11 protein-coding genes and 1 pseudogene are annotated in these 15,241 nt (G+C 46.8%); 3 read left to right on the top strand and 9 right to left on the bottom strand.

Annotated elements, in window-relative coordinates; genetic code table 11:
- Positions 1–39 precede the first annotated feature (39 nt).
- Genes ppx through ACWPAB_RS08470 form a run of 3 tightly spaced genes read right to left on the bottom strand, consistent with a single transcriptional unit; the run spans position 40 to position 4,666 of the window.
- On the bottom strand, positions 40–981 hold the full coding sequence (ppx, locus tag ACWPAB_RS08480) for an exopolyphosphatase (protein ID WP_003567778.1): 942 nt from the start codon (positions 979–981) through the stop codon (positions 40–42).
- Positions 978–3,140 (bottom strand): RNA degradosome polyphosphate kinase, encoded by a 2,163-nt coding sequence (locus tag ACWPAB_RS08475; RefSeq protein WP_016381896.1) that lies wholly within the window; start codon positions 3,138–3,140, stop codon positions 978–980. Before ACWPAB_RS08475 ends, ppx begins: the two co-directional genes overlap by 4 nt.
- On the bottom strand, positions 3,137–4,666 hold the full coding sequence (locus ACWPAB_RS08470) for a Ppx/GppA phosphatase family protein (RefSeq protein ID WP_003567781.1): 1,530 nt from the start codon (positions 4,664–4,666) through the stop codon (positions 3,137–3,139). Before ACWPAB_RS08470 ends, ACWPAB_RS08475 begins: the two co-directional genes overlap by 4 nt.
- Before the next feature lie 386 nt (positions 4,667–5,052).
- Here ACWPAB_RS08470 and ACWPAB_RS08465 point away from each other — a divergent pair, with 386 nt between their 5' ends.
- The 3 genes from ACWPAB_RS08465 to ACWPAB_RS08455 all read left to right on the top strand — a co-directional run bounded on the left by ACWPAB_RS08465 (position 5,053) and on the right by ACWPAB_RS08455 (position 7,499).
- Complete coding sequence (locus ACWPAB_RS08465) at positions 5,053–5,985, top strand: aldo/keto reductase (protein WP_003567783.1); 933 nt, start codon at positions 5,053–5,055, stop codon at positions 5,983–5,985.
- A 166-nt stretch (positions 5,986–6,151) separates the two neighbouring features.
- Positions 6,152–6,976, top strand: a complete 825-nt coding sequence (locus ACWPAB_RS08460) for a class I SAM-dependent methyltransferase (protein WP_003567785.1) — start codon at positions 6,152–6,154, stop codon at positions 6,974–6,976.
- A 22-nt stretch (positions 6,977–6,998) separates the two neighbouring features.
- Complete coding sequence (locus tag ACWPAB_RS08455; RefSeq protein ID WP_003585698.1) at positions 6,999–7,499, top strand: GNAT family N-acetyltransferase; 501 nt, start codon at positions 6,999–7,001, stop codon at positions 7,497–7,499.
- Between the two features lie 307 nt (positions 7,500–7,806).
- On the opposite strand, the gene ACWPAB_RS08450 is transcribed toward ACWPAB_RS08455, so the two are convergent.
- The 6 genes and pseudogenes from ACWPAB_RS08450 to ACWPAB_RS08425 all read right to left on the bottom strand — a co-directional run.
- Positions 7,807–9,162: an MATE family efflux transporter gene (locus ACWPAB_RS08450; RefSeq protein ID WP_003567789.1), complete on the bottom strand. Its 1,356-nt coding sequence runs from the start codon at positions 9,160–9,162 to the stop codon at positions 7,807–7,809.
- A 214-nt stretch (positions 9,163–9,376) separates the two neighbouring features.
- A complete protein-coding gene (locus ACWPAB_RS08445) occupies positions 9,377–10,237 on the bottom strand; it encodes a TPM domain-containing protein (RefSeq protein WP_003571520.1) in 861 nt (286 codons plus the stop codon).
- Positions 10,238–10,245: 8 nt separating this feature from the next.
- The gene (locus tag ACWPAB_RS08440; RefSeq protein WP_003567793.1) at positions 10,246–10,854 is read right to left on the bottom strand and encodes a LemA family protein; all 609 of its coding nucleotides are present in this window, start codon (positions 10,852–10,854) and stop codon (positions 10,246–10,248) included.
- Positions 10,855–11,039: 185 nt separating this feature from the next.
- Complete coding sequence (trpS, locus tag ACWPAB_RS08435; protein WP_003567794.1) at positions 11,040–12,056, bottom strand: tryptophan--tRNA ligase; 1,017 nt, start codon at positions 12,054–12,056, stop codon at positions 11,040–11,042.
- A gap of 526 nt (positions 12,057–12,582) precedes the next feature.
- The gene (locus ACWPAB_RS08430; RefSeq protein ID WP_016381897.1) at positions 12,583–14,688 is read right to left on the bottom strand and encodes an ABC transporter ATP-binding protein/permease; all 2,106 of its coding nucleotides are present in this window, start codon (positions 14,686–14,688) and stop codon (positions 12,583–12,585) included.
- Between the two features lie 114 nt (positions 14,689–14,802).
- Positions 14,803–15,241 (bottom strand): annotated as a pseudogene (locus ACWPAB_RS08425) (dihydrolipoyl dehydrogenase family protein); the annotation flags it as partial.

The raw sequence follows: 15,241 nt of genomic DNA, 5'->3' as shown, positions 1-15,241 counted from the left end.
TCCGTCAGCATGTTTACCAGACTTTTAAGCAATGATTAACTAATGCTCACGCTGTGTCACCGCACGCGTGTTCAAATGATCGTACAGCGCGCCTTCTCGCAAGCCAAACTGTGAGAAGGTGAGACGATCCGAGTCTAGATAACGAATCATCGAGATAACCGGCATCAAACCGCCCACGATAATATCAGCGCGAAACTTTGACAGCCCCGGAATTGACTCCCGCGTGGCCAAATCTGCACCAAGAATTTCCTTAAAAATCGCATTGGCCTGCTTTGTCGGCATTCGATAGCCGTGAATCGCCTCAAAATCAGCCATTTTTTCCTTACGTCGTTCGATTTTCGCCAACGTCCGATTGCTTCCGCCAAGCGCGATAATCGGCAAATTCTGTGCTCGCCGCAGCCACCAGATGCTGTTAAAAGTCTCATGAATAAACGTACTTAAGGCAAAATACTCCGGCGCCGAAATCACATCCGGATTCAAAAACCGTTCGGACAGGTTGACCGAGCCAAAAGGAATCGATACCAGATGTTGCAACTTCCGATTTTGAACCAGAATCAACTCGGTTGAGGCACCGCCTGTGTCCATAATTAAGGCGTTTTGAATCGGCAAGGTGTTGATGACGCCTAAAAAGTCATACTCGGCTTCACGCGTTCCCGGAATCACATTGATGATCAACCCCGCTTCGTTCTTCACCCGTTTGAGGAATTCTTTTTGATTCTTGGCTTGGCGGACAGCAGCTGTTGCAACCGCCTTTAAATCAATATCAGCATACTTATTCAGCTCCGTCTTAAACCCCTGCAAGGCTTTCAGGGTGCGATCCATTGCTGCGGGCTGCAAAACGCGATCTGGCCCCATGTCCTCAGACAATCGCACCATTTCTTTGAGCCGTTTGATCGGCTTGACAACCTCTTGCTCGATTTCCCAGATCGTCATCCGAGCTGAGTTACTGCCAAGATCAATTACTGCAAAATGATGCGTCATGCGTCATCGTCCTCCTTGGGTGCGGTTATCGGAATAAAAGTATGCGTTGCATGCAAGTCTTCAGGAGCATCATCAACTTCCTCACGTCGCAATGCTTCACCCATGGCTTCAGCATGTTCAATGAAGTATGCCTGTGCATTGAGTTTTGTAACCCCGCGTAATTGAGCACGAACCCACGTACTGTCCGGTTGTAAAATTCGCGTTTTAACGTTATCTGCCCACATGATACTGAAAATTTTGATGATGCGTTCGCGAATATCGTCCTGCAAAATCGGGAACAGCAGCTCAACTCGGCGGCTCAGATTGCGGTTCATCAAGTCAGCAGATGAAAGGTAAACATTTTCCTGCCCATCCGCATAAAAGTAGTAAATTCGGCTGTGTTCCAGCAACTGTCCGACAATCGAATGTACTGTGATATTGTCTGAAACTCCGGGAATACCAACCTTCAAGTTGCAGATCCCACGAATAAGGAGATGTATCTCGACACCGGCATTGGAAGCTTCATAGAGCTTCTCGATCATGGCCGTATCAGATAGCGAGTTCATCTTCATCTGGATCAAGGCCTTGCGCCCCGCCTTAGCAGCAGTAATTTCTTCATCAATTCGATCCATCAGATAGTCTCTGATGCCCAGTGGTGCAATGACCAGCTTGTGAAAATACGGTGGTTCCGAAAAGCCAGAAAGCATGTTGAAAATATTAGACGCATCTTCACCAATTTCGTTGTTGCAAGTGAACAAGCCCATGTCGGTATAAAGCCGCGCCGTCACATCGTTGTAATTTCCGGTCGCCATGTGCATATAGCGCTTGATGCCTTCCTCTTCGCGACGAACAACCAACGCCAACTTACAATGTGTCTTCAAACCGACCAAACCATAAATCACGTGGCAACCGGCATGTTCCAATTCTTGCGCCCAATGAACATTATTCTCCTCATCAAACCGCGCCTTCAACTCCACCAATACCGTGACCTGCTTGCCATTTTCTGCAGCTTTTTTCAGATAACGGATGATCGGCGATTTGCTTGAAACCCGATACAGCGTCATTTTTACTGCAAGCACTTGTGGATCTAATGCTGCTTCGCGAATAAAGTCAACAACTGGCTGAAAACTGTCATAAGGGTGCTGCATGAAGACATCGCGATCCTTAATGACATCAAAAATCGACTCTTTCTTGAAATCCGGATCCATGTACGGTGTGAATGGCTTGAATAGCAAATCTTTATGATCGTGCACTTGTTTGACCAATTTGCTGAGAAAATTGAGATCAATCGGACCATGAATTTCATAAACGTCTTCATCCTTCACATTCATAGCCTTGATGAGACGTTTGCGCAAATGCTTGCTCATACCAGCTTCAATCTCAAGCCGCATCACTTTCCCGCGTTGACGCTTTTTCAACTGGGATTGAATCTCCTTCATCAAATCAGATGCATCCTCTTCGGCCACATCCATGTCCATGTCACGGGTAACCCGAAATGTAGCCGTTTCTTTGATGTCAGCACCAACAAACAGCTCACTGACAAACATCCGCACGACTTCTTCAAGCAAAATAAAGACATTGTCGCCGCCTGGCAGCCGCAAAACCCGCGGAAAAACATCAGGCACCTGTACCATCGCAAACGACCGTGACTTATCGCCTTTATCATCAGGCCGAACCAGCCGAATGGCCAAATTCAGACTATTATTGCCAAGAAATGGGAACGGCCGCGTCGGATCAACTCCCATCGGGGTTAAAACGGGATACAGTTCATAATGGAAATAATCTGAGACAAAATCGTGCTGTTTCTCCATCAATTCTGATGCATGGAGCAGTTGAATATCGACAGCACTCATTTTTGGCAACAGCGAACGAACCAATGTTGTGTATTGTTTCTCCACCATTGCGTGGGCGGTTTCGGAAATTGCGTCTAACTGCTCTTGCGGTTTCAATCCTGCTGCATCCGGCTGATCATAATTAACTGTGACCATTTTTTTCAGCGACGCAACGCGAATATTGAAAAACTCATCAAGATTGCTTTGCGTAATACCCAGGAAACGTACCCGTTCTAGCAACGGGTTATTCTTATCCCGGGCTTCTTCCAGTACCCGATCGTTGAATGCCAGCCAACTGAGTTCACGGTTATTAAAATAACGCGGCTTTGAAAAATCTAGTTTCTTCATAAAATGTTTCTTCCTTTCAGCTCAAGCCCTAGCCCGAATACCTCAGAGAAAAACTTTCCTTTGCGTGCTAATGTCCAGCGTTCAAGTTCAATATCATCATCGGCTCTGGCTGTTAACAGCACTTCATTTGGTTTGACAGAAACCCGTAATTGCTGAATCTTCTGTTGGCGAGATGCGTCTAGACTATCTGCAACGCGTAGCAAGGCGGATAACTTAGCCACAACTAAGCGATTTTCGGTCGACATTGTTGGAAAGTTCTTTAAGTCCGATTGCGGTGTAATGGAGCTGTGAAACCGTGTAATCGTTGCCACCATGGTTACTTCAAGATCATTGAGCCCCATAATTTCAGATGCTTTGATGATGTAATTAGAATGTGCGTAATGTTTGTGTGTTTCAATGTAACTACCAATATCACTAACCGTTGCGGCGACTTCAAGCAAAAGACGCTCGCGTTTGCCCATGCCGTGCAACTTTTTCAATCGATCAAACAGCTGTAAGGCAACCGTCCGTGTGGCTTGCATATGGGCTTCATCAACTTGGTAGCGTTCTGCCAAATTATTCGCACTGATGACAATTTCTTCATTTGGATCAAAGCCCAGCTTTTTAAAGCCGCCTTCATGTGCTGCATTGACTTCAATACCATCAATGGCTTTAAGATCTGAGATCCAAATAGATTGACTGTTGAGCGTTTCAACCAACCGATACACCAGCAAAACTGTCGGCAAAACCAGTGATGTTTGGTCAGAAGTCAAATCATAGGTATCTGCAAGGTACTGGTCAGAAGCCTTTGTCACTTCATCGTATAATAAATCAAACCCTGGCCGATCAGTTTCTACCTGATGCTTGCCTTCCGGAATGATATTTTGAAAAATCGACAGATTACTACCCATTAAAATCATATTGGTGTACTCAACACCTTGTGGCAACAGCCGCATAAAGTCGAGCAAGCGACTGTCGATATAGTCGCGCATCACTTCAACATAATTTGTCACCGAGCGTTGGACATCACTCATGATTTCATACACTCGCAAAGGGCCAAGTGACAGATTACGCGAGAAGCCAAACACGCCATTGCTGAAGGTAGTCAACTCAACTGACCCTGAACTGATATCAATCAGCACCGTGCCTTTTTGCGTAATCGATTTAAACTGCGGAAACTTCACCATGATCGCTTGGGTACGAAAAAAGGCTTCTTCTGATAGTGAGGTAGTTTTAATGAGCCAGCCAGTTCGCGTATAAAGCTGATCACGCACAAACTCGGCATTATCAGCTTCGGCCCAACTGGTACTTGCAAATACATTAACAGTCGGTACGCCATAGTCTTTAAAAATTTGATTGATGGCATCAAACGCTTGTACGATCGCATCAACAGTATCGGGCAAGATTTCATGTTCTGCATAAAAATCATCCCCAATGGCAACTGGATATCTACCGCGTTCAATTGTTTTCAGCGTCCGCAGATTTGTGATGCTAAAAACGATTGCTTGTGCACCGATCATCACAAACCCTTGTATATTATTTGCCATTCTCGTTCCACCCATTTCTTTTCGTTTGCTACCTGACTGTCATCATGCTCTAATGCCATGATAGCACGGTAAACACTGCCTGCATGGCTTTTTAGACAAGCCTTATTACTGACAATCGGTCTATCTACCTTTAGTTTACCAAAAATCGGCATCAATCTTTACTGAATGTGCTATAAGTAGCGCTTTCTTCAACATTTGGTCCGACCAATGGCAGACTCGATTGCTGGCTAGTCAGTCATTGGCCAATACCACAGACCTAATAACCATCACAAAAGCATGCGATAGCCTCAAATTAGCTCGTCCTTGAGGGTGCTTTCTCACGCAATCATCACTGCTTTTGTGATAATCTTAAAGCATCATGGAACAATTCTGAAAGGATGCTCATTATGAAAATGATTGATCTAGGCCGTTCTGGTCTGCACGCTTCTGCCATTGCGTTAGGTGTTATGCGTTTGCCGAATCTCGATCGGCCGCGAGCAACCGAACTACTTGATGCTGCTTATGACGTCGGCATTAACTTTTTTGACAATGCTGATGTTTACAGCAATGGTAAAGCTGAACAGCTTTTTGGCGATGCGTTGAAGAAGGCCAGCTTTACACGTGATCAAGTCCTGATTCAGACTAAGGTCGGTATCGTCAATGATCGAAAAGCGACCCATCGCTATGATTTCTCCAAAGAGCATATCGTGGATGCTGTCAATGGCAGTCTTAAACGCCTTGGTACCGATCATGTTGACAGCTTGCTATTGCATCGACCTGATCCGCTCATGGAACCAGAAGATGTTGCTGAAGCCTTTCTGCAATTGCAAAATGAAGGTAAAGTTCGGCAGTTCGGGGTTTCCAACTTCAATCCTGCTCAGATTGAACTGCTCCAACAGGCGGTGCCGCAACGATTGATCATCAATCAATTGCAGTTTTCCCTGATGCACACAGGCATGATTGATGCCGGCATGCATACAAACATGGCAGATGCCCGTTCCATTGATCATGATGGCGGTCTTCTCCCATACAGTCAGCAGCATCATATGGCAATTCAGGCGTGGAGTCCTTTCCAATATGGCTTCTTTGAAGGTGTCTTCATCGACAACGATAAATTCCCTGAATTAAATGCCTTACTTCAAAAGCTGGCCGATCAATATACCACCAATCCCAACGCAATTGCTGCTGCCTGGCTCTTGCGTGTACCAGCTGATGTGCAAGTCATCGCCGGAACTACCAAACCCGCTCGCATTCGCGCCATCGCCGAAGCCGGCGACATTGCTTTGACCCGGCAAGAATGGTATGACCTCTACTTCGCCGCCGGAAACGACCTGCCATAATCAGACAGAGCGTGAACTGGCACGGTTAGAAACCGACGCATAAGCGGCCTCAAGTGCATTGACCGGGCTTTGGTCAGTCTGCTTGAGGTCCTTACACGCAGGTTTCTGCGACTGCAAACGCGTTTAGACAAAGCATGAACCAACACATTTTTAAAAGGAAAATCCTATGGAAAAACGACTCGACTACATTACAGATCTCATGGCACTTGGTCCAACCGCCAATGCAAGGACCATTCAGCGTCGCCAAACTGCCCATCGACTCGCAATTGCTGAGGCATGGCAGGTAAAACCCGGCGAAAAAATTCTAGAAATCGGCTGTGGGCAAGGCGACCTGAGCGCCGTTTTGGCTGATCAAGTCGGCTCAGCCGGGCATGTGACTGGCATTGACATCGCCTCACCTGACTACGGCGCCCCGCTGACGCTTGGCCAAGCATGGAACCACTTGCTTGCGGGACCGCTTGGTGATCGCTTAACGGTTCATTTCAACACTAATCTTTCGGATGATCTTGGGCCCATCGCCAATCAGCATTTTGACCGGGTTGTCCTGGCACATAGTCTTTGGTACTTTGCTTCCGCCAACGCCCTCGCCTTATTATTCAAAAACATGGCAGCTGTCTGTGATCACGTTGATGTCGCCGAGTGGTCAATGCAGCCAACTGCGCTGGATCAAATTGGGCATCTGCAGGCGGCTATGATTCAAGGCTTGCTGTATGCCATTGCTCCAAGTGATGTCGCCAACATTCGCACGTTGATCACGCCGGACACTTTGGCACAAATCGCACATGATAACACATGGACCTACACCGCTGGCACCATCGTCGAAGACCCTACTTTAGATGATGCCCACTGGGAGATTGCAACAACCAATGCGCTTTTGACCGAACTCAAGCTCAGCACCGATTTGCGTGATCGTGTGAAACCATTGCTCGAGGCTATGAGCCATAACGGTACGGCAAGTTTAGCAACTTTTACGGGCCGCATCACATTTTAACCAAAATGGAGGTCATCAGACGTTGATTGAATTTACCCCTGCCACAACCAGTGATTTACCAAAAATTGTCGCCATTTACAATGAAACTATCCCGACCCATCAAGCAACCGCTGACTTGCAGCCGCAAACAGTCGCTGAGAAACAAGCTTGGTTTGCGGCTCACAATAACCATTTTCCCGCTTGGATGATTCAAGTTGACCACAAAATCGTTGGCTGGCTGACACTGTCGGCTTATAGTGACCGCTCAGCTTATGACCAAACTGCCGAAATCAGTTTATACCTTGATGTGGCCGCCCGCGGTCACCACGTTGGCAGCGCGGCATTGGCCTTTGTTGACCGCGAAGCACCCAAGCACGACTTAACCACTGTTCTCGCCCGAATTTTTGGGCATAACCAAGCCAGTCGCAACTTGTTCACCAAATTCGGTTATGACCACTGGGGCCATTTGCCAGCCATCGCTATCCTGCCAGAAGGAGAAGCGGATTTAGAAGTCTATGGCAAACACTTTAAAAGCAGAGCGTGAACTGGCGCGCTTAGAAACCGGAGCATAAGCGACCACAAGTGCATTGGCCGGGTTTTGGCCAGTGTGCTTGTGGTCCTTATGTGCAGGTTTCTGCGCCAGTGAACGCGTTTAAAAGAGCCTGAACTGGCGCGCTTAGAAACCGGAACATAAGTGGCCGCAAGTGCATTGACCGGGTTTTGCCAGTGTGCTTGTGGTCCTTATGTGCAGATTTCTGCGCCAGTGAACGCGTTTAAAAGAGCGTGAACGCGTAAAAAGCGTTTGACTGATGCTAACGGGCTGACCCGTTGGCGATCAATCAAACGCTTTTTTAATCTTGGTGCCCAGCCAATTCATCTTCCTGCTGTCTAATGCGCCGCATCGTCCGAACATACGAGCTGACTAGTACCAGCACACTGCCGAACCACGCCAGCGGGTTGGCCGCCGATGCACCAGCAAAGCCGAATGGCACAACGAGGAAAATCGCCGCAAACGCCCGCATCCCCAATTCGAAGAATCCCGCAACCGTTGGCACCAACGTCTGGCCAAGACCTTGCAACAAATTACGAATCGTGAAAAGAATCGCCAACAACCAGTACATGCTGGCATTGAAGTGGAAATAAGTCTGGGCTAAGGCCGTCACAGCTGGTTGATTCGGCCCGAGAAACAAATTCACTAATGGTTTGCTGAAAAGAATAATAACCACACCCAGCACTGCCGATAAGCCGACGTTCACCATCAAGGTTTGATAAACTCCGCGACGGATTCGCCCATATTCCTTCGCACCCAGATTCTGCGCAGCAAACGTCGCCATTGCCACCCCAAAAGAGGCTGACGGCAAGGTCGCTAACTGATCAATTCGTCCAGCCGCCGTATACGCAGCAACCGCATTGGTGCCTAATGTATTCAACATCACCTGCAAAATGACAGCGCCAATTGCAATAATCGACATCTGAAACCCCATCGGAAGCCCAACTTTTAAATGCTGAACAATATCGTGCCAATCAAAGCGCAAATCACGACGCCGAATCATTAGAAGCGGTATCCGCATGCGAATGTAAATCCAACAGAGCAACGCCGCGATCACTTGCGCGCTAACCGTTGCATAGCCGGCACCAGCCACCCCGGAATGAAACCCGAGAATGAACCAAAAGTCCAGTACGATATTAATAATGGTCGCAATGATCAAGAAGAACAGCGGTGTTCTTGAATCGCCCAGTGCTCGCAGCATATTGCTTAACAAGTTAAAACTCATTGATGCAATAATGCCGAAATAGATAACCCGCACAAAGGCGATCGAACCATCCATGATATCCGGTGGTGTCTGCATCACGGTCAATAATGGTCGTGTCATCGTGACGGCTGCTACGGTGAGAATCAGTGAAATCCCAACCGTGATCCAAATGCTCGTACCGAAACTGCGTCGCACACGGCGATAATCATGAGCACCATAGGCCTGTGCTGTCAAAATAGAAAGTCCAGCCGTGGTCCCTTGCGCAAATCCAATAATCAAAAAAACAATGCTGGATGTTGCCCCAACTGCCGCCAACGCATCCTTACCGATCGTCCGCCCAACAATCAACGCATCCATAAAACTATAAAGCTGTTGAAAAAGATTGCCAATCAGTAATGGAATCGTGAACAGCACGATTAATTTCAATGGCTTACCGATGGTCAAATTCCGCATTAACAAATCCTCCAAAAATGATCGTGTGCTCACCCAATCAGGATCGCACTTTTCAACAACGGGATTGCACACGTAAACTACCTATCCGTCATCGGGTATCACTGATAAGCGATATGACATGCGCTCGTTCCCGTTCACAAAAGACTAATTCAACAACCATAGCACAAAAAACCAGGCAGCGACTCGCTGTCTGGTAATTGAAATATATTTGCAATCAAACATCGGCACCACCGCCGCCGGAACTGCCGCCGCCCCAACTGGAACCGCCACCAGAGCCGCCTCCGAAACCACCGCCGAAGCCGCCTCCGCCGCCACGCCGGCCAGAAGATAGCAGCGCGTCCAGAATAACCCAGAGCCAAAAGCTGCTGTCACCTCGACCACGGCGACCACCACGGCCACCGCCGCCGCGACTACCAAAGATGATGGCCACAACGACGACAGCGATAAAGATGAAAACAATTTTCGTCAAAAAGTTGCCGCCGCTGTCTTGACTTGAGTTGCGATATTGATTCATCGTCTCATCAGAAACCGTGTTTTGATCTTTAGGGAACTTGTATTTCTTATCGATGACTGTCGCAACCGCATTGAAAACCTTGCGAATGGCCTGATTCAGTTCTTTAGGATCATGTGACTTGATGTCCTTCAGATTGTCATTCAAGATTCGCCCAGCCAGCGCATCAGGCAAATCGCCTTCCAAACCATAACCAACTTCAATGCGCATGTTCTGCTTGCCGCCGTTATTCGCATAAAGCAAAAGCACCCCGTTATCGGTACCTTTCTTGCCAATTCCCCATTTCTGGAAAAGATCCGGTGCATAGTCTGACAAGGGGTCGCCATGGGTCGACTTTAAAGCTGCTACGGCAATTTGCGGCTGTTGTTTAGTGCCTTGGTAATACTGATTCTTACTGTCGATCAGTTGCTTGGTACTTTCATCAAGCACACTGTCTTGATCTAGATAGTAATGCTCGGTGGGCCGTGCCGGCAGATCTTCGGCTGCCGCCACTGGCTGCGCGGCGCCAGTGAACAACAACAAACCCGTCAGCGCGGCAACAAACCACGCTAAATGCCTGCGCATGGTGCCACCTACTTCCCAGAACTAGAGCTGTTCGTTGAAAAATCAACGCTTGGAACCGTTTGGGCAGCCGGTGTTGCTTTGAAGGTGTCCTTCTTCCCTAAGCCCATCATGCTAGCAAAAATATTCTTCGGGAAGGTCACAACACTCTGGTTATAATCACGAACCTGATCAATATATCGCTTACGTTCAACCGAGATTCGATTTTCACTACCTTCAAGCTGCGTCATCAAGGTGTTCACCTGATTGCTGCTTTGCAGTGTCGGGTAATTCTCTTTAATCACGTTGATCAAAGTACCCACACTCTTGTTCAACTGATCATCAGCCTTAGCTTTGTCAGTTGTCGAACTTGCATTAGCATACGACTTGCGGGCTTCAGCAATGTCACCAAAAACCTTCTGCTCTTGGCCCATGTTGCCCTTAACCGCATTAACTAAGTTAGGCACCAAGTCAGCCCGTCGCTGCATGACGTTTTCAACCTGGCCCCATTGCGCTTCAACGGCTTGATTCTGCTTAGCTAATGAGTTGTAGGTGCCGATTCCGAAGATCAGGCAGATAGCAACAATCACACCAAGGACAATACTTGTGACCGCAACTGGACTTAATCGTTTCGTTTTCATTGATATGAATTCCCCTCTAATGCGTTCACAATTACCTACCTTTTCACGGAAAAAGCCGTCAGAAAACAACGGTATTTCCGTGAAAAGGCAGGCTACAACTGCTCACGCTTATCATCAATTTCCTGCTTATACCATCATTCTACCATGACGACGGTTTTCGACATCCGGCTTAAGACGGAACTTGACTATTTAAAGTAGTTGAATCCGATCGCATCCCGAACTTCCTGAAGCGTTTGATTAGCCACCACATTGGCTTTAGCCGAACCTTGCTTGAGCATATCAGCAACCGCCCCCATATCTTTGGCATAGTGCTCCCGCCGAGTGCGGATAGGTTCAAGCACTGCCTCCATGACATCAATCAGGTAGCGCTTGATCTTCACGTCCCCTAAGCCGCCATGTTGGTACTGGGCTTTCAACTCAGCAACTTGCTGCTTATCAGGATCGAAAATATCAAGATAGGTAAAGACAACATTACCTTCCACCTTACCGGGGTCTTCAACATGAATATGGCCCGGATCGGTATACATTGACATAATCTTCTGCTTAACGGTATCAGCGTCGTCCGCCAAATAGATCCCGTTATTTAAGCTCTTGCTCATTTTGGCATTGCCATCAATCCCTGGCAGCCGGCCAAGACCCTTTGGTGGAAAATAGCCTTCGGGTTCAACCAACACATCTTTGTGATAAGTCCGATTGAACGTGCGCACAATCTCACGAGTCTGCTCCAGCATTGGCTCCTGATCGTCACCCACGGGCACCGTTGTCGCCTTAAACGCCGTAATGTCAGCCGCCTGACTAACGGGATAAATGAAGAAACCTGCTGGAACGCTATCACCAAAGGCTTTTTGTTTAATTTCAGCTTTCACGGTTGGATTACGTTCCAGCCGGTTCACCGTCACCAGATCCAAGTAGTAAGCCGTTAATTCAAACAAAGCCGGAATCTGGCTTTGTACCAGAATCGTCGTCTTGTCTGGGTCAATCCCAACCGCCAGATAATCCAAGGCCACTTCCAGCAAAGAGTGGCGAATTTTTTCTGGATCGTTGGCGTTGTCCGTCAATGCCTGCGTATCGGCAATCATAACAAACGGTTCGTATTCTCCAGAGTTTTGCAGTTCCACACGATTTTTCAGTGAACCAATATAGTGACCAATATGTAACCGTCCTGTTGGTCGATCACCTGTTAAAATGATTTTCTTTGCCATACTTGTTTCCTCCTTATATTGTGAGCGCGAGCCAGCGTGGGTGAAACCGGAGTGTAAGCGGCCTTGGGCGTGATGGTCGCACTTTGACCATCACGCCCAAGGTCCTTATGCGCAGGTTTCTGCGACTGTGAGCGCGTTATCGTAAAAAAAGCGCCCTATGTCATAACAACATAGGACGCAAGCGCGCGGTACCACCTAACTTGTCCGCCTTGCGGACCTCTCTTGGCTTAAGGCGCACCCACCGAACATAACGCAAACGACCCAATTTTGCCTACCATGGTCATCGACGTCACAGCATTGCCGACTCTCTGGAGACCACTTAGATAAGCTACTCATCGTTTGTGTGAATATGGGTTTAGGTTAGCTAAATTCGCTAGTGATGTCAATGCAAGGTTACATCTGTGACTTATCAATTTGCTCAGTTTTGTTCCAACTAATGACATCAATTATTCGATGCGGTAGCAATGACAAATGGCATGGTAAGCGCACCTTTGATTCAATCAAATCAGCCACGTTTTTGCCCATATTAAGCCTTTATAATGTCAATCGGGTCCTTACGGCTAATCAGCCGAATCGGCCATAAGCTAGCAAAAATGGTCACTCCGAAACTCAGAGCAAGATTTGTGATAAAAGCTGTCAAAATGATGGCTATGAAGTGAACTCCCAAACGCAGCGCCATTATCGTTGCCGCAACCACAATTAAAAGCGCAGCACCACCAAAACAATAGCATCCGTATTTCATGGCATTCCAGAAAAGAATGCGCCGAACATCTTTAGTTGTGAAACCAACCGCTTTTAAAATCCCAACTTCCCGCAATCGCTGTCGATTGTTCATACTGAAAAGTATGGTCAACGCAATCATACTTGCCATGATGAATAAAAGTGCAATCTGCCGCGTGCCGTTCTTCGCTTTCTGCACAGTAGCATTCAGTGACGCCACATTCTGTGCAACTGAGGAAACACTATAAAAACCGGAACTTGATTTGATAGTTTTAGTCATTGAAACCATATCGTTATAACTTTTAGCTTCCAATCTGAGCGCGCTATACCCAAAAGGCTGTTGCTTGAAGCCTTGAAAAATCTGATCTGACGTTGTATTTGCTCGAATCGCGCTGTGCAGCAAAGTCGTCATGCTAGCATCATCCATGAAAAAAGCGTTACCTTGCTCTGACCGATCATAAGGATAGTTTGAGGCATAGACGCCAGTGATGGTTGCTGCCAATGGCTGCTGAACATATATATTGCCATCTATCGCGACCTTCTTTTTATTATTGGTTGGCAGCTCACTTTCTGAAAGATATTGTGCATATGGAATATAGACTTCAAATGCTACTTGTTTACCCATCGCAGATTTTGTCGATATGTGATTTTTTTCAAGAAAGTCTTGGCTGACTATGAAGTTTGTTCCCACTTTAGCTGGATGTCCATTTGCATACAAATATTTTTTGGTCAAATCACTCTTATAAATTGGCTGGATTGAAAAGGTTTCATCGACATGATAACTTTTTCCGCCTAATGAAAAATTGGACCCTTTGGGAACCGGCTGTCTAACATTTTCTTTTGTCAGGCCATATGAAAGAAAGGTGTAGTAAGGCTGTACAGATGTAATCCCCGGCATTTTCTTGATTTTTTGGATCTGTTTAATCGTCAAATTTCGAAATGGATCGAGATCCTGATGACTGCCCGTACCAAGGGTGTTATTCGTGACAAAAAGTGAATTATCCGTTGCTTGATTGAGTTCACGTTGTTGCTGACTTGCCAAAATTTGTGGCACATTTAAAACTATGCTGGCAACGGCTAACATGACCGTAACAATGACAAGGAAGCCAATAGGCAGTTTTTTTGCTGATTGATAGTTGTCATAGACGAGCGCTTGCCTATTGGACAAATCTGATCGATATGTAACAGCAGATGCTGTCGGTTGGCCTGCCATGCTTTCTGGAATTGCACGATTGAAAAGTTTAGTGCCCGACTGAGGCACTAATTGCCTGTTATTGATAGTCAAAATTTGATCAGCATAGTCTTCCGGCAGCGTTTCATGTGACGCAACGATCACAATCGCCTGTTGTTGGTGAGCAAAGTCCGCTAATTGTTCATAAAACATACGGGCATTTTCACTATCTAAGGAATTTGTTGGTTCATCAGCTAAAATAATCCGTGCACCGGAAATCAAAGCTCGACCAATAGCACCGCGCTGATCTTCGCCACCGGATAAATCCTCGGGCAACATGTGACGTTGGTCTTCAAGCCCCAGCTTATCCAAAATGGCTGTCACGCGAGCTGCTTTCTTTGCTTCTGGCAGGTTGCTTTTTAAAAGCGGCACTTTGAGATTCTCTTCAAGTGTCATCGTGTCGATTAAGTTATGTTGTTGAAAGACAAAGCCATAATCTTTCAGCCGCACACGCGCTTGTGTCGCATCATCCAGTGACCAAAGATTTTGACCATCATAAACCACTTCGCCTGCAATCGGCCGCTTCAATAAGCCAAGCACATTCAATAATGAAGACTTGCCAATACCTGACTGGCCTTGCAACAAATAAAAGTAGCCGCTTTTAAACTCATAAGAGACATCATGTAAAATCTCTCGATCAAACCTGATCGTCATATTCTTCAGCAATAAATTAGATTTCATTAGTGCCCCCTTCAAATACTCGGTTATCAGTTAACAAAAAAAGGACTGGCATAAAACCTACCAGTCCAACATATAATTAAAACAACATACCAATTAAGGTCATATCATCCCATATCAAAAGAGATACTGCAAATCACTCTGCGCACTTGGATAAGCATAGATCTTGTTTAAATCACTCGGCTTTTTACCAGCATCAATGGCCGCTGCGAAGGTATTGATCAAGTTCTCAGCCAAGCTGGCTAAGACGACAGCACCGGCAAGTCGGCCGGTCCTTTTGTCGACAATGGTCCAAACTTGTGCGTCAGGATCCTGAATTCGATTATAGGTGTACCAGTGGGTTGTCTCGTTGTGCTTGACGGTGTATTGATCAGGTGCTGCTTCCGCCGTCTCCAGTGACACACCGACTTTGGCTAACTCAGTCGGACCAAAAACAATGTTTGGAATAGCTGGATAGGTGATCGGGGTCTGATCGCCTAAAATCTGCTTGGCAACATAGCTGCCTTCGAAGCCGGCCACCGGTGTTAATTTAGGCTGTGGCTTCAAATTGACATCC

The organism is Lacticaseibacillus sp. 30 (assembly GCF_053819265.1).
Note: the sequence above shows the minus strand (reverse complement) of the source record. Positions and strands in the feature narration are given on the sequence as shown.